The sequence below is a fragment of the Vibrio lamellibrachiae genome (assembly GCF_050337265.1).
GTDB lineage: Bacteria > Pseudomonadota > Gammaproteobacteria > Enterobacterales > Vibrionaceae > Vibrio > Vibrio kyushuensis.
Genome location: NZ_JAKJSU010000008.1, coordinates 394525 through 414517, shown reverse-complemented (window position 1 = coordinate 414517; position 19993 = coordinate 394525). Strand labels below are relative to the sequence as shown.

The window sequence follows — 19993 nt, the reverse complement described above, 5'->3', positions numbered from 1 at the left end:
CTTATCCCCTAACCTAGTTAGTTGATAAGAACGTGTGATTGACACTGAAACAATCTTTGTTGGGCTATCGCCAAGCGGTAAGGCACTGGCTTTTGATGCCAGCATTCCCTGGTTCGAATCCAGGTAGCCCAGCCACTACAACGTTATACAGATTCTCCAATGTCTTTATAATTATACTCTTCGCTAGAACTTACGTTTTAACAAGAGAAAGCTTTGCTGCGGTCGTGGCGGAATTGGTAGACGCACCAGATTTAGGTTCTGGCGCCGAGAGGTGTGAGAGTTCAAGTCTCTCCGACCGCACCATTATTTCTATCGTAAATCCACGTGATTTTCATAGGTATAAATACAAGAAACCAGCTTTGCTGGTTTTTTTGTGCCTGAAACTTTTTATCATCTATTCCCTACCTCTCCTTCCGTCCAATCGAATTAAAATACAAGTGTATCATCCCTCTCATCGGCTCTATATGACGATTGCTTGCTGATTCAAAGCAGAGTTCAATTCTCCGTTCTATCGTGCTTAAATAAGCTTACAGGCTCATCAACAGTATCAGTACCAATCCACTCTTAGATTCGAATTAGTTCAGCATAAGTAAATCTATAGATTGAAGAGTTAAACATTTTACTTGCCGATTCAAAACAAAAAATCCAGCCGAAGCTGGATTTTGGTTCAAGTCTATTAAAACTTGTTAGCTATTGCTTAAGAGAAATTTATCCCAGTAAACCTAGCGCTGAGTTTGGCGCTTGTTTCGCTTGAGCTAATACTGAACTCGAAGCTTGAGATAGAATTTGTGTCTTAGTCAGTGCAGTTGTTTCTTTCGCAAAGTCTGTATCTTTGATTCGGCTCTTAGACGCATTAACGTTTTCGTTAATGTTATCTAAGTTATTAATCGCATGATCAAATCGGTTTTGGAAAGCACCAAGTTGAGCACGGTGGCTATCAACAAATTTCAGTGCTGAATCGACAATAGCAACAGACTCTTGGGCACCACCTACAGAAGTAACATCAATCGTATCAACCGTTACAGCCGTTGGGCCACCGATAGCAAGTTCACCTGCAATAGCACCACCGAAGGTAACTGCGCCTTCAACTTTGTTGTTGTCTGCGTACATTTGAAGCTTGCCGTCTTCATCAACTGACGCTTTGATCATATCTTGCTGACCGTTGATGTACGTTGCAAGCTGTTCGATATCGTCACCAACTTTCGCATCAATAGCGATGTTTTGTGCATTACCAAACTTGTCCGTCAACGCGATCGTAAGATCGTTACCACCAGCTTGCACTGACCAGTTTTTATCCTGACCATTTGCTGCTTTATAACTATCACCACCCATCAGCGTATTATCACTACGCATGTTGTTTAGCGTTAGCATAACTGCTTCACCGTTGTCCGCACCAATCTGGAACGATTTGGTATCGAACGTGCCGTTTAGTAGTTTGTTACCACCAAACGAAGTAGTTTCAGCAATTCGGTTTAGCTCGTTGTTAAGAGCGCTCACTTCTTCCTGAATAGCCACACGCTCAGATTTTGAGTTAGAGCCATTTGCAGATTGAAGTGATAGATCACGCATACGCTGTAAAATGTTAGTTGTTTCGTTCATTGCACCTTCTGCTGTTTGTGCAATCGAAATACCGTCATTTGCGTTACGAACCGCAACATCAAGGCCTCGGCTCTGAACGTTCAAGCGGTTAGAGATCTGAAGACCTGCCGCGTCGTCCTTAGCGCTATTAATTTTAAAGCCTGATGATAGACGTTCCATTGATGTTTGCTGGGCGCTATTTGCACTATTCAAATAACGCTGAGCTGTCATCGCAGATACGTTTGTATTTACATTAACCGCCATAGTGGTCTCTCCTATTGATTTTCCGACGAGCGGAAATTTTTCTATCCGAACGGTTTTCGACGTCTCGAAAAACCAATTAGTTCTCTCAAAGTAAACTCTTAGCGACCTTAAAAAGAATTCCTTTAGAAAAAAGAAGAGATTAATATTTTTATTTTACTAAACACACTAGAAACAAGATGTTATAGACAGAATGGAAATTTAAAGCTAAAGAAAGTGGCCGATCGGCCGAGGGGGCATAAGTTATTGATTCACTTATTTTAGGTATAAAAAGGCTTCAGGCAAGAAAAAGCCCCTTTTCCTTTGAGAGAACCGGGGCTAGTTTGGTTAGCCGGCGCCATGCGGAGATCAAGAGAAATGATCACATTACCGACTGACCGGGGCGCATGTTTATCGTAAGAATAGCTAAGCAGGGTAAATCTGAGAGAGCTTAACATCCAATAATAATCACACTTTGCCTTGGGTTTTACCTATTACTCACGTCTGCGTAACTAGGGTAAAAGTCCAATTACTACTGCAACAACGTTATTGCAGAGTTTGGCAACTGTTTAGCTTGAGCAAGTATTGAAGTACCTGCTTGTTGCAATATTTGAGTTTTCGTCAATTGTGTTGTCTCTTTGGCGAAATCTGTATCTTTAATACGGCTATTCGATGCTTCAACGTTTTCTTGGATGTTTGCCAAGTTGTTGATGCTGTGACTTAATCGGTTCTGCTTCGCACCCAAATCCGCACGTTGTGAATCAACATACTTCAATGCTGCATCAACAATACCTACCGCGTTCTGCGAGCCTGTGACTGTTGTTACATCAATGTCTTTAACCGTGGTATAAACACCAGGCCCACCATTTAAGCCAAGCTCAGTAGCTAGCCCGCCAGAGATCGCTAGATCACCTTCAATATCAGGTTGAGCGACGAAGACTTGAAGCTTACCTTCATCACCAACAGAGGCTTGCACAGCGTCCGTTTGACCATTGATATAAGTGGCAAGTTCTTCGACGTCATCGCCGATCTTACCCATAATATCAACGGTAACTAGCTCACCGTTTTTGTCAGTAAATTCGAATTTCAGATCATTGGCACCGGCCGCGACATCCCAATTTGCATCTTTACCATTCTCAGCAAAGTAAGATTGACCACCCATTCGGAAATCATCTGCACGAATACTGGTCAAGCCCATGATGATCGCCTCACCTGAACTAGCACCAATTTGGAATGAAGCTTCACCAAATGAGCCGTTAAGTAGTCGACGTCCACCGAAAGAGGTAGTCTCCGCAATACGGTTCAATTCATTCTGCAGCGCAACGACTTCTTCGTTTAGAGCTTGGCGCTCAGACGTCGAGTTTGTGCCGTTAGCTGATTGCAATGATAGGTCACGAATACGTTGTAGAATACTCGTTGACTCATTCATCGCACCTTCTGCTGTCTGCGCAATTGAAATACCATCGTTCGCATTTCGCATTGCCACATCTAGACCGCGAGACTGAGCTGTTAGTCGGTTCGATATTTGTAAGCCTGCCGCATCATCTTTTGCACTGTTGATTCGGTTACCAGAAGACAAACGTTCCATTGACGTATTGAGTTCACCGGTGGCCTTATTTAAATAACGCTGAGCGGTTAACGCTGCTACGTTTGTGTTTACTGTAATGGTCATATTTGCTCTCCTAGTGAGTTCGCAAGTGCTTGCGAAGCGGCCAGCTTAATCTCATTTGGAAGCACTGACCGTAATTGCCTTGCTAAACCTGTATAACTACAAGTCTATTAATCTTATGTTCACTGTTAATAAGTTAATACAAGTAATGTGCCAACTTTTTAACCAGTTACCAAATCAAGACCAAGTTGATAAAAATCAACAGCTTGCACTTTTTTACTCACCATTCTCATCTAATTAAACAGAATTAATGGTTGTTTTTCATACGGCATTTGCCGCTAAATTGCCGCCTTCAATAATCAATTTTCAGTGGCGATAAATCACAACTAATGGCTCTTACGGCATAGCACGTAAGGCATCAATTAATTAGATGTAATTAAATAGAGTTAAATCTTTTGTTTTTCCGAACGCTTGCTGGGATGCTTGGAGCGCTCTTGAGTTTTCATTAAACTCAATAACTGCTTCTGCATAATCAAGGTCTTCAAAGTTACTCTTTGATTTTGCAAGCGTTAGTTTGAAGTCTTCATGTTGTTGCTCTTGTATGTCGAGGGTGCCAAGCCGCGCGCCAACATCTGTGCGAGCCTTATTTAAGTGAATAAATGCCGCATGAAACTCTTCAGTAATTTGATGTAACTTTGCGGTGCTATCTGCATCAGAAACAGAGTTCTCTGACAGATCCATCGCTTTTTGAAAACTTTCGAATATAGAATATGTTTTTCTAGGCTCAAGGGTAATGACGTCACTCTTACTAATTTGACCTTTTACCTGAATAGTTAACCCCTCATGACGAATACCTGTTGACGGGTTAAACTCGTCAGCTTTAATAACACTGCCATCTTTTTCAAGTTGATAACCAAATTTTCCATTGTTCATATCCACAAAGGTAACTTTGTAGTTTGAAGTGTCATCTGGGTCGATATTGGTTGCTCGTTCTAGCAATAATTCAGACGCATCATTAAGTTGGTATTCAGGCTCGTAATCACCAAAAGGATTATCAATGTCCATGAACAATTTATTACCAGGATCATTGATTGCCATATCCAAGGTGTTCGATACCTTCATTTTCCGCTGATAGTCATCACCGGCGTACGTTACCGTGCCGTCGTTATCACGAAAGAATGGTTGGCTTTTCGGCTTAGTCCCCGAGAAAATATAATTACCAGATTCATCTTGAACATTAACAATATTTAGAAAATTATTAGCAAGCTCTTGTATCTCACGCTTTTTAGCAAAGCGGTCTTCTGACGACAAAGAACCATTGATCATTTCCATCACGGTACGTTTGGCTTCATCAGCGAAGCTTTCGGTATTAGCGATAATGACTTCATGATGCTCCAATCGGTTTCTTACCAATACGATGGCATCTACATATTGCCTTAGCTGCTCCGATTGCTGGCCGACATTTTGAATATAGTGAGTAGCAAGTGGGTTATCACTTGCCTTCATTAGCTTCTTACCTGAGGCCAGCTGAGCTTGATTATGGTGGATCTTATTCTCTTGGCGACGCAAATCATTTTGCACCGACTGATAGTTATGGAAGCTTGAAATTCGATTTAACATTTAATGGCCTCCCTATCGTAGTGCCAAAATGGTATTGAACGTATCGTTTGCAGTCTGCATGATTCGTGATGACGCCATATAAGCGTGTTGAAACTTCATCATGTTTGCCGCTTCTTCATCCAAGTTCACCCCGGAAATAGAGGCAATTCGCTCTTGCGCTGCTTGTTTTTCTAGTTGAGACACATCAGCAAGACGAGAGGCTGTCGACATTTTCAAACCAACATCAGTGTTGAGGTTGTGATAGATATCCAACACGGTCGATTCATTATCATTGAGCTTTTTATCTGTTTGAATATTTTGCATTTTGAGTAAGTTGCCGTTGTCACCTTCAGAGGGGACAAGGTTTGCCGTGAACTTATCATTGGCAATTGCACCAGGGCTCAATGTGAAAGCAGTACCCTTAACAACAACAGGACCTTTGGGCGGGTATTCCTGAGGATCTAATAAGATATTGCCTTTAGTATCAGTTACAGCAAATTGATCACCTTTCGGTGAGACAACAACTTCAAACTCTTTAATATCACCCACTTGTAAGATTTTGAACTTTGCACTGCCTTGTGCGAATGATGTTGATGCTTTGAAGCTTTGAGCAGCTATCGCAGTAGGGTCATTGGTGGCCATTTGCATTTCAGCTGCTGAGTTTCTTGTTGGCCGAATAAGGATTCGCTCACCTGCATCTAAATTCTGACGAACTTCAATTCTGACGCCATCAATTTGCAGTGAGTTACCCGTCATTGGCACAGTCACCCTTTCGCCTGAAGGTCTGGTAATAAAATAGTCACTGCCATTATATTGAAGGGAGTACTCACCACCTTTTAATTGGCTGGTGTCTTCAATAAATACCGCAAGGTCAGCATTGGAGTCAGGTGTTTGAACGACACGTGACTTAGTAAAACGCTCTTCATTAACATCAGAGAATATCAAACCGCCAATGTTGCCTCGCAAATCAAGTCCTTGCGATTGAAGCTTATTCACTTCAAATGAGAATGATGCTGACATGCGGCCTAGCTCATCCATTAAATAGGGAATGTGTTTATCACGCATCTCGAGTAGCGCACCGAGCTTGCCATCGATATCTTTCGTGGTGATCGGTTTAATGGCTTTGCCTTCTACAATAGCTAAGCGGCGTTGGTGTACATCGGGGTAGCCATCCATCATTTTTAATTGGCTTGCTTCAGTCCCAGATACCAGCGTATGCCCGTTACCTATGTGAATATTGAAACCTTCGCCACTTTTACGCGAAGTCACCGTCACTTTGGTGAATTCCGATAATTCAGAAACAAGTCTCTCGTGCTGATCCATCAAGTCATTATGTGGCGCGGGCGTTCTCATCATCAGCCGTTGGGTATCTCTTAGCTCTAATGCTAATTGGTTGATTCGCTCGATACCCAAATCAAGCTTTTTGTTGGTTACGTCTGACTGCAAACGAATGCTCTCGTGGAAGTCATTAAGGTTATTACTGATCAGGCTGGCCTTTTCGAGCACCACTTTCCGGGTACCCACATCATTTGGGCTATCAGCTAGCGTTTTGACAGAATCAAACCATTCGTTTAGGTTCTCAGGAATCTTCTTAGATGCGACAGAAGAGAGCATGCTTGAAAGCATATCTAGATTCTCTTCGGTATCCGTTTTAAAAGCATGGCTGGTTGTCGACACATTAAGTTCATTAACGGCAAACTGATCCCAAGAGCGGCGAACTTTTTCCACATGGACACCCATGCCATAGGTTTCACCACCATATTGCCGAGGCGCATTGGTGCCTTGGATAATAGACTGTCGGCTATAACCATCTGTATTGGCATTGGAAATGTTATGCCCGGTGGTATTGAGTTGTCTCTGAGCTGTAAGAACACTTTGTGTCCCTAAATTCAGAAGATCCGACGCCATACTACACTCCAGAAGTTGATGAAAACTCAGTAAATACTGAAACCTACTTCTGTTATTGCAATATATATGCCAGTAGAAAAGAAATAAATGCCATCAGATACAAAAAAGGCTTACACCTTGTAAGCCTTCGTTTTAATTATCAACACTCATGTCTACATTTGATCAATGCGTTGTTTAACTCTTAGAATTTTATTCGCGTACTCTGGGTCAGTTGCATAACCAGCTTTGTGGATGCCGTGGATAAACTCTTCAGAGCTACCCGTTTGCTGCAACGCAGTGCTATAACGTGGGTTCTGATTCAAGAAGCGAACATAATCGTTGAAGCTATCTTGATAAGTCTCATACGAACGGAAAGCCGCACTCTCTTTCACAGGAACACCTTGATGATATTCTAAGGTTTGAGTAGCAACCTTATCACCCTTCCAGCTTCTGTCTGCTTTGATATTAAACAGGTTGTTGCTGCTGCCACTAGAGTTCTGAGTCACTTTTTGACCCCAACCCGTTTCAAGAGCGGCTTGGGCAAGAAGTAACGAAGAATCGACACCAAGCGCTTTAGCTGCTTGTGTCGCATACGGTTTCATTGAAGTAATAAAGCTTTCTGGTGAATCAAATGACGTTGGTTGAGCTTTCGAAACAGATGCAGCGGTAGTCGCTACTGGAGCAGTTTCTCGTAATTCTCGATTACGCTGAACGTTATTCATTATTTCTTCAAAATTTTCATCTTTGGCGGCCGCAGTTGAATTCTCGATTGAGCCTGTACTTAGCTGCGCAACAATCATATCTGCTAAACCTAAAGACCCAGAAGCACTGAGCTCACTCGACATTTGATCATCAAGCATTTGACGATAGAACTGCTGATTTTGACTATCCATAATGCCAGATTCAAACCCAGCATTCGCTTCTCGCATTGATTTGAACAGCATCGACGTAAAAATCGCTTCAAATTGCTTCGCTGCGGCGGATAACGCTGCTTGATCATCGCCTTCATCGCCGCTTACCGCTTTTTGACGAAGCTTATCTAAGCCTGCAATATCATGAATAAATCCGATGTCGTTGCCGTTGTTAATCATGGTCAGTCCTTAAATAATGATCAGTTGACCTTCAATCGCACCAGCTTGTTTAAGTGCCTGAAGAATAGCCATTAAATCAGAAGGAGCTGCGCCCACTTGGTTAACAGCTCTAACCAAATCATCCAAGGTCAAGCCCGGTTCAAACTTAAACATTTTCCCCTGCTGTTCTGTTACCTCGATATCTGTATCTGGAACAACAACCGTTTCTCCACCAAATGGGTTTCCTTGGCTAACATTTAAGTTTTCTTTAATTGCTACGGTCATACCACCATGCGTAACAGCGGCAGGTTTTAGACGAACATGTTTACCAACAACGATGGTCCCTGTACGCGAATTGACAATGATTTTTGCTGAACCATCCGCAGGGTTAAATTCAATATTCTCAACCGCAGATAGAAAAGCAACACGCTGGCTAACATCTCTTGGTGCTCGCACTCTCACAGAGGTTGCATCAATCGCCGATGCCATTTGCGGTCCAAGAAAGTTATTAACCGCATCCGCCATTCGTTGCGCTGTAGTAAAGTCAGACTCAAGAAGATTAAATGTGATGTAGTCACCACGACTGAAAGGAGTTGGGATCTCTCGCTCAACGATAGCGCCGCTAGAAATCATGCCTGCTGTAGGGTTGTTACCAACAATCTTTGAACCATCAGCACCGCTGGCACTAAAGCCACTGACGACCAAGTTACCTTGAGCAACGGCGTAAACTTGACCATCTAGACCTTTCATAAAGGTCTGCATCAAGGTTCCGCCTCGAAGACTTTTTGCCGAACCAATCGATGACACGGTGACATCAACTGTCTGGCCCTGCTTAGTAAATGCTGGCATCTCTGCTGTCACGATGACAGCGGCAACATTTTTCGTTTTCGGTTTTGTGCCTGGTGGCAATTGAATGCCAAAGTTTTGCAACATGGCATTGAAGCTTTGATCAGTGAAGGGAGTTGATTCGCCAGTACCCGGAAGACCAGTTACCAAACCGTAACCCACTAATTGGTTACTACGAACACCCGCTATTTGCGAAACATCTTTAATTCGTGCAGCTTGAGCGCTGGTCACGATTAACATCATGCTGATGAGTAATAGAGAGTACTTCTTCATTTGGTAACCCTTAAACTTTGTAAACGCTGTATCGATTATTAGACTAATTGTATTAATCAGTATTTAGCCAAAAAAACGACTTTCTAATAAAGTTACAAAGATACATTAAAGAATCGTGCCAAGAATCCAGGTTCTTGCATATCTTGATTCGTTCCGGTTCCTGAATACTGAATTCGAGCATTTGAAATTCGGTTTGAAGCAATCGTGTTATCAAAGTCGATATCATCTGGACGAATGGTCCCGCTCAAACGAATGTACTCATCGCCAGTATTTAAGGTTAACCATTTCTCACCACGAATAATAAGGTTACCGTTAGCGAGTACCTCGATAACTTCAACGGTAATCGAGCCAGATAAGCTGTTACTCTGATTTGCCGCAGCACTGCCACTGAAATTATTATCGTTACTTAAATTGTATGAGAAGTCATAGTCACCAATATTAAGAGGTCGCCCACCAACTTCTAATGGGTCCATACTAGCATCGTTGTTCTTAGACAGATCGGCATCCGAACTTTTTGCTGCTTTGGTCTTTTCATCCAGTGTAACGGTAATAATATCGCCAATGCCGCGAGGTTTAGAATCATCATATAAACTGCTAACCGTATTTAGATTAAACAGTGAGCCCGTTTCCGCTGCATAGTGCTCTGGTGCATGTTTAGGATGAATCGGTGCCCAAGCGGGATCTCCTGCAAGCGGATCATTTCTGCCACGCAAGGAATCAACTAAGCCTGAGCTTTCTTCTGAAGACTTATCCCCTTCCACTGCATCAACAGTTGTTGTTCCTTGAACAACATCCGGTGTTTCAATGGGTGGATCCATCATCACGCAGCCACTCATTAGTAGAATTGGTAAAACGCTAAGTATGCGAATCATGCTGATAACCTCGTTCTAGGCTAAAGGTAAATTACTTAAGGTAAATGGCTTAGAGCTGTTGGTTAACAAAGCTCATCATTTTGTCCACTGCTGAGATAACTTTCGAGTTCATCTCGTACACACGTTGAGCTTCAATCATATTCACAAGCTCTTCGGTTACGTTAACGTTCGAAGTTTCGAGCATTGACTGCCTTACCGAACCAAACCCATCAAGTCCAGGAACGCCTTCTTGAGGGTCGCCACTTGCGCCAGTTGGTAAGTAAAGGTTTTGACCAATTGGCTCAAGACCACCAGGGTTGATAAAGTCGACTGTGGTGATTTGACCGAGTACTTGGTTATCTTGCTGACCACGGACATTTACTGATACTTCACCATCGGTTCCGACAGTAATACTAATCGCATCGTCTGGAATGATGATTTCAGGCTCTAGCGTATATCCAGCTCCGGAAGTGACAATTGCGCCTTCATCATTGACGGTAAACTGACCATTTCGCGTATAACCGATGTTTCCATCAGGCATTAGGATTTGGAAAAAACCATCACCTTCAACCATCATGTCTAAGCTGTTAGTCGTCGTTTGAGTATTACCTTGGGTGTGGACCTTTTGGGTTGCCACAACCTTTGAACCCGCACCAAGCATTAATCCACTTGGAAGCTCAGTATTTTGAGACGACTGGCCACCGGGTTGATTGATATTCTGATAAAACAGATCTTCAAAAACCGCACGGCTTTTTTTGTAACCTACCGTTGATGCGTTTGCTAGGTTATTTGAAATTGTCGAGATATTGGTTTGTTGAGCGTCCAATCCCGTTTTACTTACCCATAATGCCGGATGCATAACAGTCTCCTTAAATTCTTATTAGCTCATACGAAGCAGAGAGTCGGACGATTTATCCATCTCTTCCGCTGTGCTCATCATTTTGACTTGCATTTCAAACTGTCTTTGCAAGTCAATCAGGCTTGTCATTTCGCCGACAGCGTTGACGTTACTGCCTTCTATAGCGCCTGTGAGCAGCTTTACATTGGCATCCGCTTCGTATGCCGCATTAGGCTCTTTCGAACGAAAAAGACCGTTAATATCTTTGAACAGAGATCGGTTATTGGTTTGAGTTAATTTAATGCGATCGACAATTTCCATGGCATCAGCTGGTGCCCCTTGAGGCACGACAGAAATAGTTCCGTCATTACCTATCTCGACCTTACTAATTGGAATAGGAAGTGTAATCGGTGCGCCCGTTTCACCTAGCACAAGATGCCCTGAAGCGTTCGTTAATAATCCATTTTGATCGATTTTAAGATTGCCGTTACGGGTTAAACCTTCTTTGCCGGTTTTATCCATTACAGAGATCCAGCCATCACCTTGAACCGTCACATCTAGATCTCGGCCAGTGGTAATCACACTACCTTGGGCAAAGTTTTGCCCTGGTCGTTCAGTCATACTGAATACACGAGTTGGAAGACCTTCACCGTAAGCCTGCATTGAGCGAGCTTGCGCTAAATCAGCACGAAAACCAGTAGTACTGACGTTTGCCAAGTTGTTTGCTCGTAGCTGTAGCGCTTGCATGTTCTGCTTTGCGCCACTCATAGCGAGGTAAAGAGTGCGATCCATAATGTGCTCCAATAACCAATGTTCAATTAGTTAAAAGCAATAGACGTGCCAAGTTTTAATTAACATTAAATCAATGAGTTACGATAATGGAAAGGTAATAATGAAAGGATTTGCCGTTTGTTGCCGCAGAGGAAAGGCAACAATACCAAACCAACATTGCCGCTGGTTTGGTATTTCTGATCATTGCGTAAACGAAATCGTTAACGAATTTGCAGAATATTTTGCTGTAGTTGACTATGGACTTCTAGCGCACGTGAGTTCGCTTGGAAATTACGCTGAGCCGAAATTAGGTCAACTAGCTCTTGGGTCATATCAATGTTAGATTGCTCTAGTGCGCCATTATTGATTGAACCAAATGATCCTTTGCCTGATTCACCCCAGATTTTCTCACCTGAGAACTGTGTTGAATCCCACTGAGTTCCGCCTTTCTTATCAAGACCTTGCTCATTGGCAACACGAACCATCCCAACTCGACCTAGAGTGACATTTTGACCATTAGAATAAGTGCCTAATACGCTACCGTATTCATCAAAATCTATCTTAGTTAGGAAGCCTGTTGTAGCGCCATCTTGGTGTGTCTTAGTAATTTCAAACGGAGCGGCGAATTGCGTCGCACCATCTAAATCAAAACCTAATACCTGAGTACCATCCGCACCATTTAGGTTAATACCTGCGGTTTCGAAAGTGTCAGTCAAAATGTTATTGCCACCATTCAGAGCAGCTAAAGTACCATCGTTATTGAACTTCATGGTATGTCCAATATGGCCAGTTGGAGATGCAGCATCACCACCAGCAATATTGAGCGGCTTTTCACCTTCAGAATCGGTCACACTGTAGTATTTATTCCACGTGTTAGGTTGAGTCATATCTTTCAAGTAGTAGGTAGATAACTTGTAAGATTGACCCATCGAATCATAAATAGTGGTTGATGTTGAACGGTTATAAGTGTCTGGGTCACTAATATCAAATAACGCAGGATCTTTAAGATCGCCGTTAGCAGGTAAGTTAGCCCCTACTTCAATCGCACTGGTTTGCTTAGGTTTACCAAACTCTGCAGGAATAGCTAGCGGTTCTGGCTCATAAGAAAGAACTTCACCAGTGTCTTTATTTACTTGATACCCAAGAAGGTACTGATCATTGGCATTAACAATGTAATTGTCTTTATTTAAATGGAATGCACCGTTTCGTGTCATTTCATTTTGTTGCGGTGCCATTCTATCTTTTGTCACGGCGAAAAAGCCCGTTCCCGACACTCGTAAATCCAGAGGGTTGTTCGTATAAATACTCGACCCTTCGTGGAACTGCTGCGCAACCTTGTTTGCCTGAACACCTTTACCTGGGGTGGTTTTAGCATTGGTAAAGATTGAGGTTGAATAAACATCACCGAACTCTGCACGAGATTCTTTAAAACCAAACGTGTTGGCGTTGGCAATGTTATTACTGGTTGTATTCAAATCTAATTGAGAAGCGGATAAACCACTTAATGATACATATGACATTCCAATATCTCCTATCTAGCTAGCATAGTTATGCTTTGCCAACTTCTAGTACTTCAGCAAGTCGAACTGGCGATTCAAAACCAGCTAGATTGAGCAGTACGTTACCATCACCTTTACCGAGAAGTACGCTATTCACGTTCGCATAAGTTGATACTTCAAACTCGCGATTTTCTCCATCTAGCAATCCAGAGGCTCTCACCTTGTATTTGCCACCCGGCAATGGGTTACCGTTATCGTCGTTACCGTCCCATTCAACTTTGCTGTCGCCAGTAGGTTTAGCCCCTACTTCGAACGTACGCAGCAATTGTCCTGCTTCATTTTCAATACGAACAAATAAGTTCTCTACTGATTGAGGAAGCTTAACCATTGCCGACATTGCAGCGCCGTCGTCTTTCACGCCAGCAGCTCCTGGTACCAATACATCTCGGCCAACCAAAGAGGATGCTTGTAGAGCTTGGTTTGATGTCATCGAAGAGTTCAAACTCTCAAATTGAGTGTTCATTTTTCCGATACCATCAACGGTTGCAAATGAAGCCATTTGCGCAATCATTTGATCATTACTGACCGGCTTAAAAGGGTCTTGTTGAGCCAGTTGCTTGGTGAGTAGTGATAAGAAGTCCTCTTGATTCAGATCTTGCTTACCACCTGTTTCCTCAGGCTTCTTCTGGTCTTGAAGTGATTTAAGCTGATCAACATAGGACAAGCCGCTTTGACCAACGTTATTTATTCCAGCCATTCGCTACCTCCTTATCCTTATTGACCCATCTGCAGCGTTCGCAGCAGCATTTGTTTACTTGCATCCGCTACTTGCACATTCGTTTGGTATGAACGAGAAGCAGAAATCATGTTTGCCATTTCTTCCATTACGTTGACGTTTGGCTTATAGATATAGCCTTCGTCGTTTGCTAATGGATGATCAGGGTTATATTCAGCATCCAGCGGTTTATCACTTTCAACAATACCCATTACTTTCACCGGCACAGTATGATCGCGGTTATAACGTGCCTTACTTAACTCTGCACCAAACACTGCGTGACGTGCTTTATACGTATCTTTTGCTGAGCTAGAGATACTGTCCGCATTGGCAAGGTTACTAGAAGTTGTATTTAGGCGAACGGATTCAGCGCTCATCGCAGAACCTGTCACATTGAATACATTGAATAAACTCATCTAGTTACTCCCCTTGATTGCTTTTGTTAAGTTCTTGAATTTACTTCCTAAGAAGTCGAGTGACGCTTGGTGTCTGATTTGATTTTGCATAAACAAATTACGCTCTAAATCTACATCTACCGTATTACCGTCACCGGTATCAGGTTGTGTTGGAATGCGATATAAGCTTTCCCCTGTCACCTTTGTTGAGGCAGAGATATGCCGACTATCTGTACGACTAAGACCAATACTTGCCCCCGACGTTGCCGCCTGCAGTGCTTTATTGAAATCCATTCCTTTTGATTTAAACCCAGGTGTGTTCGCTTGTGCGATATTGGTGGAAATCACCTCAGCATTGCGCTCACGGACCCCAACGGTGTGTTGGTGAATACCTAAAGCATTGTCAAAAGAAATAGCCATAATTGCCTCAACTCAAAGAACTGACTGTTACTACTAAGATTAAAAGCAATTTGTATACCAACTTTAAAGGTGCTTCTACAATTTACTTGAATCCTAACTACCTTTGGTGCAAAAACCGTTTGTAAGAAGGGCTCTGCAATTAACAGACCGCATAATGTGTATCAGCATTAGTTGGTCCGAATAAGATTTGGAATGTCTCACTTAAAATATAACACATCAGGCAAATAGGAAGTAGAAACGAAGTGGATAGAAGATAAACAAGCAAGGGAGGAAATGAAAAGCTCTTAAAGAGGTAAAGTAAAGTTCAAAGTTAGATAAAAGGTAAAGCTCGATATAAGAAAGCCCAGTTAAAAAACTGGGCTTCGTAGTAAATAGTCAACACTACTTCAACTTATAAATGATGCCCGGATTACAACGCACCATTTCAAAACGGTCGGTTAAGCCAGTCAGTGACTCAGAGGCACCTAACAACAAGTAGCCACCTGGGTTTAAGCTATTCGCCATCTGATTAAGCACTTGTGATTTCATATCCGGTGAAAAGTAAATTAATACATTTCGGCAAAATATGATGTCAAACTTACCAATGAGTGCGTAGCTTTCCATTAAGTTTTGCGGGCGAAAATTTACCAATCGCTTTACGTTATCTTTTACTTTCATGCGACCATCACCAGCATCTTCAAAGAAAGTACGACGACGCTCTGGCGATAGGCCTCGACCAAGTGCCAAGTTGTCGTAGACACCAGCACGACACATATCGAGCATAGTCGCTGAAATATCCGTTGCGGTAATGGCAACATTTGGCAGCATGCCAGGCTTACGTTGCTGAGTTTCTAAAATGGTCATTGCCATAGAATAAGGCTCTTGACCTGATGAACTAGCCGCAGACCAAATTTTAATCGGCCTCTTATTAGCGGCAACTTCCGGCAACAATTTTTCAGACAACACAGCGAACGGATAAGTATCACGGAACCATAGGGTTTCGTTTGTCGTCATCGCATCAACAGCGGCAACACGCAAATCTCGATTTCGCCCAGTGACGACATCACGTAATAGGTCAGACAGTGAGCCAACACTAAACTTAGTCACTAAAGGGCTAAGACGGCTTCTCACTAGGTATTGCTTGCTATCGCCTAAAACGATACCACACTGAGATTCCAAAAAGCGGCTGAAATCACGATACTCTTGATCGCTTATTGTTATCGCTGTCATTAATATCTCTTTTATTTTGTTAGCGCAGTTTTAACCGCATTACCCAATTCATCTGGGTTAAACTTAGCGATAAATGCATTGGCACCCACCCGCTCAACCATCGCTTGGTTAAAGACACCACTTAACGATGAGTGTAAGATCACATACAGATCTTTAAGGTCAGGGTTACGGCGAACTTCGGCCGTTAGGGTGTAACCATCCATCTCTGGCATTTCGATATCTGAAATAACCAAGGAAATTTGATCATAAATACTTCCCTCAGCGGCCATTTCTACAAGCTTATCATACGCTTCTTTGCCATCTTTAACAGATACAGCTTCAAAACCTATTGAAACAATAGCCCTTTCAACCTGCTTACGTGCAACAGTTGAATCATCGGCAATGAGAATTCTACGTACAATCTCTTTTTCTGCTTCAGCTTCGGCAATATCTTGACCAATGGATTCATCCATTTGCTCATCAACTGGCGCGATTTCTGCAAGAATTTTCTCAACATCAAGGATCTCAACAAGTTCATTGTCGATATTGGTAACGGCAGTTAAGTAGTTTGCCTTACCCGCACCATCTGGTGGCGGTAAAATCGACTCCCAATGCATATTAATAATGCGCTCGACTGAGCTAACAAGGAAGCCTTGAATAGTACGATTAAATTCAGAAATAACAACGAAGCACTTATCGATATCCGTCGTTGGTCTTCCACCAATAGCGAGACTTAAGTCGATAACAGAAATGGTTTGACCACGGATATGAGCAACCCCCTTAACCAGAGGGTGTAAATTTGGCATTGAAGTAAGTTTCGGACACTGAAGGACCTCTTTTACTTTGAATACGTTAATACCATAACGTTGACGTCCCATTAGTCTGAACGTCAGTAGTTCCAATCGGTTTTGACCGACAAGTTGTGTACGCTGATTCACTGAATCAAGAATACCGGTCATAAGCTCATCTCCATATCAAACTTTTATCCCAAAAAGTGTTAGTCTACTGCAGGCTATGTAAAACCAGAGAAACAGAATGATATATTCTAAATCACATTGGTATTTAGTTACCATAACTAAGTGTAGAGCTTTCTATACATTTTATTGCAAGTCTATCTGCTTTTTATTGGTTTTATTTAGTTTTTTTGCTCAATCAGCGACAAATGAACAAATTGAGGCCATACAACAAAGTGCCGAAAATTATATACTTAATCATATAGAACGACCTGCTGGAGGCGAATTACAAGTATCTGCAGCAAATATTGACTCTCGAGTTTTTGCCACTGATTGCCCTACCCCTTTGCAGACTTCCTCTTCTACACTCAACAGCCAATCTAGCAACATCACCGTTTTAGTCGAGTGCCAAGAAGATAACTGGAGGCTCTACGTTCCCGTCAGGCTGACGACACTTGGCCCACAAGTCACGCTAGCTTCGCCACTAAACCGAGGCCAAATTATCACCGCTAATGATGTAACTATTAGTATGGTAGACCTACACCGTTTTCGTCGGCAAGGTTTTTCCTCTGTAAATATGGTCGTTGGTGCAAAAGTAAAAAGAAACCTTAATGTTGGCAGTGTTATTCAAGATCGGGATATTTGTGTCGTTTGTAGAAATGAAACAGTCATGATAAAGGCAAATAAAGGCGGGATGACGATCACAACCAGAGGTACCGCTCTATCAGATGGCGCAGCTGGGGAGCAGATTAGGGTGAAAAATACCAAATCCAACCGTATAATTGAAGGAAGAGTAACCGGAATCGGTGAGGTTACGGTTCAATTCTAGTCACGTTTAAATGTTTTTCCCTTTTAAAGGTGTAAAAGTACTAAAGTAATTGTGATGATAGTCGATAGTGACTGTACAGGTTCTTATTTAAAAAAAGGCTAACATATGGCAGGTATAGATAACATACGAAGCGGGCATACGATGACATCGTCAACGCGCAACGCTAATCGTACTGAATCTAATGCATCGAGCAGGACAGAATCTACCGATAAATCGAGTGGTTCTAAACAAGACGCAGTTTCTCTTAGTAAGCAAGGTAAAGAGATCGGTGAGATGCACAATCAAATGGCAACACAGCCTAGTTTTGACTCAGCAAAAGTAGCTGCAATTAAAGAAGCGATTGCGAATGGCTCATATACCGTTGATTCAGAAAAACTGGCAGACAATATGATCAAGTTTGAAAAAGAGCTTGGCGGTTTTTAATGAATAGTATTTTATAAACCCTGTTCAAACTAATCGTTTAAAATTTGGTTTATAAAGTTATTGGCAAGAGACACTAGAATATGGCAGCACTCGCGAGTTTGGTCGAATTCCAACTAAAAAATGCAAATGACCTGTCAGCGCTACTTTCACTAGAAAAAGTGGCTATTACTCAACGCGTCTCAACCGATATAGAACAATTAGCAAAAGAGAAAGTCACCTTAATAAATCAATTACAGCAAACGGATCAACGTATAAGTACTCATCCAGATGTTTCTAGCCTTACAGAAGATGAGCACCTAAAACAGATCGTTAGTCAAATTCGCTCCATTATTCATGACTGTCAAGAAGCTAACCTAGTTAATGGCGAGGCACTGCAACGTGCTCAACTAAGCTATAACAAACTAAATAATATGATGCAGCAAAGTCACGGTAAAATAGGCATGACCTATAATGCCTGCGGCCAAACCCACACCCTTTCAACATTAGGCACGAATATTAAGGCTTAATAGCTATTTGTCCACTAAGTAGCTATCTGCTCACTAAGTAGCTATTTGCTCACCTAGTTACCTGTTTCGTTAATTAGCGACTTAGCTTGCCCCTAAACGTCAGACACAAAAAACGGCAATTAACATTGCCGTTTTTTAATGCCATCAATAGACTCATAATTGATCAAAGCTATAGCTCTTCATGTCTGGAGAACAATCTAACAACAAATAGTACTTTAATACGTTAGAAAAGAGTCTGCTGTCTTTTTTCTGGCACTTGCTGGACATCACCGTAGCTTCTGAGCTGATCCATCTTTTCAATATCAAGCCTTAGCTCAGTCACGTAACTATCACCGACTTTATAGCTTCTCACAACTTCCGCACCACGGATAACACCATCCACAGCACCAGATGTGCGCTCTGTGCCTAAACGCTGATCTTTAAGATCGGCTCGTCCACTAACTCGCATACCATAGACCTGTTCAGCTAGCTCTCTATACGCATCAATTTTCGATGCTCGCATGGCACGGACTTGCTTCTCTTCAGCATTCGTTCCTTTTTGCTCACCAATACTGGCATAACCGACTGCTGTTAACCAATGGTCATCGCGCATGCTCTGTAGGGGCTGACAACCAACCATCATCAATGCCGTAAGCATTATTATCCATTTACTCATGATCAGCTCCTAAGGACGTAATATCACAGTATGTGATGACGTCATCGTTGGGTCAGAACGAATCAGCACACCGTCTTCTGTTCGCATTGAATTCAACGTATCAAGATCTCGACCAATACGATCCGCAGGTAAGAAGCCTTGCGCAGTGGCAACAACCACTCGTGACTGCATACCAACGACTCGGGCATTGACTAGAACTCCGCCCTCTTGGCGCAGCATAGTGCCAGTGAGTATGTATTGAATCTCCTGCTCTTGAGCGAGATCTTTCCAATCTCGACTAAATGCAAAGTCACCTTGCTGTGTCACTTGGATTGATCCTGTTGTTTTGAAATCAACAACTTTAAACCCGCGACGTTGGAACTGATGTATAAATCCTTCGGAAACCGAATTACCTAACCAGTTCGTTGTGTCCATATTCTGTAAATCGACAAACGATGTCACCGCAATAGGGGTTCGTGCCGATACACTAGTATTTGATATAACGAGGTCATCGGTCATACTCTCAACGAAAAAGTCCATTGTATGACGTGGGCTTTCCATCAACATAAACTGAGAACCAGAATAGGGTTCTTTACCATTATAAATTGGGCCGTAGGCACAGGCGGTCAAAAATACCACTGGTGCTAGCAATAACCATTTTTTCATTATCTTAATCTCCAGATATACTAAGGCCTTGAAATGTTCGCTATTCAGAACTCAATGAACTTCTTCATTAATACATTCTGCAATTCATAAAAAGTGGAACATTCCTTGCTTTTCTAACTCTGCTACGAAAAAGAAAGGCAACA

At 42.3% G+C, this 19993-nt stretch carries 20 protein-coding genes and 2 tRNA genes; 5 read left to right on the top strand and 17 right to left on the bottom strand.

The window, feature by feature from the left end; all coding sequences use genetic code 11:
* Nucleotides 1-60: 60 nt before the first annotated feature.
* Together L4C54_RS15060 and L4C54_RS15055 are read left to right on the top strand one after the other, a co-directional pair.
* Nucleotides 61-135, top strand: a tRNA-Gln gene (locus L4C54_RS15060).
* A gap of 83 nt (nt 136-218) precedes the next feature.
* Nucleotides 219-303 (top strand) — tRNA-Leu (locus tag L4C54_RS15055).
* A gap of 405 nt (nt 304-708) precedes the next feature.
* On the opposite strand, the gene L4C54_RS15050 is transcribed toward L4C54_RS15055, so the two are convergent.
* The 15 genes from L4C54_RS15050 to L4C54_RS14980 form a co-directional block, all read right to left on the bottom strand.
* Complete coding sequence (locus L4C54_RS15050; protein WP_428800865.1) at nt 709-1842, bottom strand: flagellin; 1134 nt, start codon at nt 1840-1842, stop codon at nt 709-711.
* 508 nt (nt 1843-2350) lie between these two features.
* The gene (locus tag L4C54_RS15045; protein ID WP_428800866.1) at nt 2351-3490 is read right to left on the bottom strand and encodes a flagellin; all 1140 of its coding nucleotides are present in this window, start codon (nt 3488-3490) and stop codon (nt 2351-2353) included.
* 363 nt (nt 3491-3853) lie between these two features.
* Nucleotides 3854-5047, bottom strand: a complete 1194-nt coding sequence (gene flgL, locus L4C54_RS15040; protein WP_428800867.1) for a flagellar hook-associated protein FlgL — start codon at nt 5045-5047, stop codon at nt 3854-3856.
* Nucleotides 5048-5059: 12 nt separating this feature from the next.
* Entirely contained in the window at nt 5060-6934 is a 1875-nt protein-coding gene (gene flgK / locus L4C54_RS15035; RefSeq protein ID WP_428800868.1) for a flagellar hook-associated protein FlgK, read from the bottom strand.
* Between the two features lie 152 nt (nt 6935-7086).
* Nucleotides 7087-8004: a flagellar assembly peptidoglycan hydrolase FlgJ gene (gene flgJ / locus L4C54_RS15030; RefSeq protein ID WP_428808804.1), complete on the bottom strand. Its 918-nt coding sequence runs from the start codon at nt 8002-8004 to the stop codon at nt 7087-7089.
* Between the two features lie 9 nt (nt 8005-8013).
* On the bottom strand, nt 8014-9102 hold the full coding sequence (locus tag L4C54_RS15025) for a flagellar basal body P-ring protein FlgI (protein WP_428800870.1): 1089 nt from the start codon (nt 9100-9102) through the stop codon (nt 8014-8016).
* Between the two features lie 92 nt (nt 9103-9194).
* Complete coding sequence (flgH, locus tag L4C54_RS15020) at nt 9195-9974, bottom strand: flagellar basal body L-ring protein FlgH (protein WP_428800871.1); 780 nt, start codon at nt 9972-9974, stop codon at nt 9195-9197.
* Nucleotides 9975-10023: 49 nt separating this feature from the next.
* Nucleotides 10024-10812 carry a flagellar basal-body rod protein FlgG gene (gene flgG / locus L4C54_RS15015; protein ID WP_428800872.1) on the bottom strand — a complete coding sequence of 263 codons (789 nt, stop codon included), beginning with the start codon at nt 10810-10812 and terminating at the stop codon, nt 10024-10026.
* Between the two features lie 21 nt (nt 10813-10833).
* The gene (locus L4C54_RS15010; RefSeq protein WP_428800873.1) at nt 10834-11583 is read right to left on the bottom strand and encodes a flagellar basal body rod protein FlgF; all 750 of its coding nucleotides are present in this window, start codon (nt 11581-11583) and stop codon (nt 10834-10836) included.
* Nucleotides 11584-11783: 200 nt separating this feature from the next.
* Nucleotides 11784-13082 (bottom strand): flagellar hook protein FlgE, encoded by a 1299-nt coding sequence (gene flgE, locus L4C54_RS15005; protein ID WP_428808803.1) that lies wholly within the window; start codon nt 13080-13082, stop codon nt 11784-11786.
* Nucleotides 13083-13110: 28 nt separating this feature from the next.
* Nucleotides 13111-13818, bottom strand: a complete 708-nt coding sequence (gene flgD, locus L4C54_RS15000; RefSeq protein WP_428800875.1) for a flagellar hook assembly protein FlgD — start codon at nt 13816-13818, stop codon at nt 13111-13113.
* A gap of 17 nt (nt 13819-13835) precedes the next feature.
* Complete coding sequence (gene flgC, locus L4C54_RS14995; protein WP_102403233.1) at nt 13836-14252, bottom strand: flagellar basal body rod protein FlgC; 417 nt, start codon at nt 14250-14252, stop codon at nt 13836-13838.
* Nucleotides 14253-14651, bottom strand: coding sequence for a flagellar basal body rod protein FlgB (flgB, locus tag L4C54_RS14990; RefSeq protein ID WP_102403234.1), 399 nt, complete (start codon nt 14649-14651; stop codon nt 14253-14255).
* 381 nt (nt 14652-15032) lie between these two features.
* Nucleotides 15033-15860, bottom strand: coding sequence for a protein-glutamate O-methyltransferase (locus L4C54_RS14985; RefSeq protein ID WP_428800876.1), 828 nt, complete (start codon nt 15858-15860; stop codon nt 15033-15035).
* 11 nt (nt 15861-15871) lie between these two features.
* Complete coding sequence (locus L4C54_RS14980) at nt 15872-16798, bottom strand: chemotaxis protein CheV (protein ID WP_428800877.1); 927 nt, start codon at nt 16796-16798, stop codon at nt 15872-15874.
* A gap of 76 nt (nt 16799-16874) precedes the next feature.
* Here L4C54_RS14980 and flgA point away from each other — a divergent pair, with 76 nt between their 5' ends.
* The 3 genes from flgA (at nt 16875) to L4C54_RS14965 (ending at nt 18550) form a co-directional block, all read left to right on the top strand.
* Nucleotides 16875-17621, top strand: a complete 747-nt coding sequence (flgA, locus tag L4C54_RS14975) for a flagellar basal body P-ring formation chaperone FlgA (protein ID WP_428808802.1) — start codon at nt 16875-16877, stop codon at nt 17619-17621.
* A gap of 105 nt (nt 17622-17726) precedes the next feature.
* Nucleotides 17727-18044, top strand: a complete 318-nt coding sequence (gene flgM / locus L4C54_RS14970) for a flagellar biosynthesis anti-sigma factor FlgM (protein WP_428800879.1) — start codon at nt 17727-17729, stop codon at nt 18042-18044.
* A gap of 80 nt (nt 18045-18124) precedes the next feature.
* A complete protein-coding gene (locus L4C54_RS14965) occupies nt 18125-18550 on the top strand; it encodes a flagella synthesis protein FlgN (protein WP_428808801.1) in 426 nt (141 codons plus the stop codon).
* Nucleotides 18551-18773: 223 nt separating this feature from the next.
* Here L4C54_RS14965 and flgP read toward each other — a convergent pair whose 3' ends face one another.
* Both flgP and L4C54_RS14955 read right to left on the bottom strand, forming a co-directional pair.
* A complete protein-coding gene (flgP, locus tag L4C54_RS14960; RefSeq protein WP_428800881.1) occupies nt 18774-19205 on the bottom strand; it encodes a flagellar assembly lipoprotein FlgP in 432 nt (143 codons plus the stop codon).
* 9 nt (nt 19206-19214) lie between these two features.
* Nucleotides 19215-19850 (bottom strand): FlgO family outer membrane protein, encoded by a 636-nt coding sequence (locus L4C54_RS14955; protein ID WP_428800882.1) that lies wholly within the window; start codon nt 19848-19850, stop codon nt 19215-19217.
* Nucleotides 19851-19993: the final 143 nt, after the last annotated feature.

What these genes read in the sequence shown, in the direction of transcription:
- L4C54_RS15045 (WP_428800866.1), bottom strand. Translation starts at nt 3,490, where the DNA reads ATGACCATTACAGTAAACACAAACGTAGCAGCGTTAACCGCTCAGCGT.
- L4C54_RS15050 (WP_428800865.1), bottom strand. Translation starts at nt 1,842, where the DNA reads ATGGCGGTTAATGTAAATACAAACGTATCTGCGATGACAGCTCAGCGT.
- flgK (WP_428800868.1), bottom strand. Translation starts at nt 6,934, where the DNA reads ATGGCGTCGGATCTTCTGAATTTAGGGACACAAAGTGTTCTTACAGCT.
- L4C54_RS14980 (WP_428800877.1), bottom strand. Translation starts at nt 16,798, where the DNA reads ATGACCGGTATTCTTGATTCAGTGAATCAGCGTACACAACTTGTCGGT.
- L4C54_RS14955 (WP_428800882.1), bottom strand. Translation starts at nt 19,850, where the DNA reads ATGAAAAAATGGTTATTGCTAGCACCAGTGGTATTTTTGACCGCCTGT.
- flgE (WP_428808803.1), bottom strand. Translation starts at nt 13,082, where the DNA reads ATGTCATATGTATCATTAAGTGGTTTATCCGCTTCTCAATTAGATTTG.
- flgH (WP_428800871.1), bottom strand. Translation starts at nt 9,974, where the DNA reads ATGATTCGCATACTTAGCGTTTTACCAATTCTACTAATGAGTGGCTGC.
- flgJ (WP_428808804.1), bottom strand. Translation starts at nt 8,004, where the DNA reads ATGATTAACAACGGCAACGACATCGGATTTATTCATGATATTGCAGGC.
- flgA (WP_428808802.1), top strand. Translation starts at nt 16,875, where the DNA reads ATGATATATTCTAAATCACATTGGTATTTAGTTACCATAACTAAGTGT.
- flgM (WP_428800879.1), top strand. Translation starts at nt 17,727, where the DNA reads ATGGCAGGTATAGATAACATACGAAGCGGGCATACGATGACATCGTCA.
- flgL (WP_428800867.1), bottom strand. Translation starts at nt 5,047, where the DNA reads ATGTTAAATCGAATTTCAAGCTTCCATAACTATCAGTCGGTGCAAAAT.
- flgB (WP_102403234.1), bottom strand. Translation starts at nt 14,651, where the DNA reads ATGGCTATTTCTTTTGACAATGCTTTAGGTATTCACCAACACACCGTT.
- L4C54_RS15025 (WP_428800870.1), bottom strand. Translation starts at nt 9,102, where the DNA reads ATGAAGAAGTACTCTCTATTACTCATCAGCATGATGTTAATCGTGACC.
- L4C54_RS14985 (WP_428800876.1), bottom strand. Translation starts at nt 15,860, where the DNA reads ATGACAGCGATAACAATAAGCGATCAAGAGTATCGTGATTTCAGCCGC.
- flgP (WP_428800881.1), bottom strand. Translation starts at nt 19,205, where the DNA reads ATGAGTAAATGGATAATAATGCTTACGGCATTGATGATGGTTGGTTGT.
- L4C54_RS15010 (WP_428800873.1), bottom strand. Translation starts at nt 11,583, where the DNA reads ATGGATCGCACTCTTTACCTCGCTATGAGTGGCGCAAAGCAGAACATG.
- flgD (WP_428800875.1), bottom strand. Translation starts at nt 13,818, where the DNA reads ATGGCTGGAATAAATAACGTTGGTCAAAGCGGCTTGTCCTATGTTGAT.
- flgC (WP_102403233.1), bottom strand. Translation starts at nt 14,252, where the DNA reads ATGAGTTTATTCAATGTATTCAATGTGACAGGTTCTGCGATGAGCGCT.
- L4C54_RS14965 (WP_428808801.1), top strand. Translation starts at nt 18,125, where the DNA reads ATGGCAGCACTCGCGAGTTTGGTCGAATTCCAACTAAAAAATGCAAAT.
- flgG (WP_428800872.1), bottom strand. Translation starts at nt 10,812, where the DNA reads ATGCATCCGGCATTATGGGTAAGTAAAACGGGATTGGACGCTCAACAA.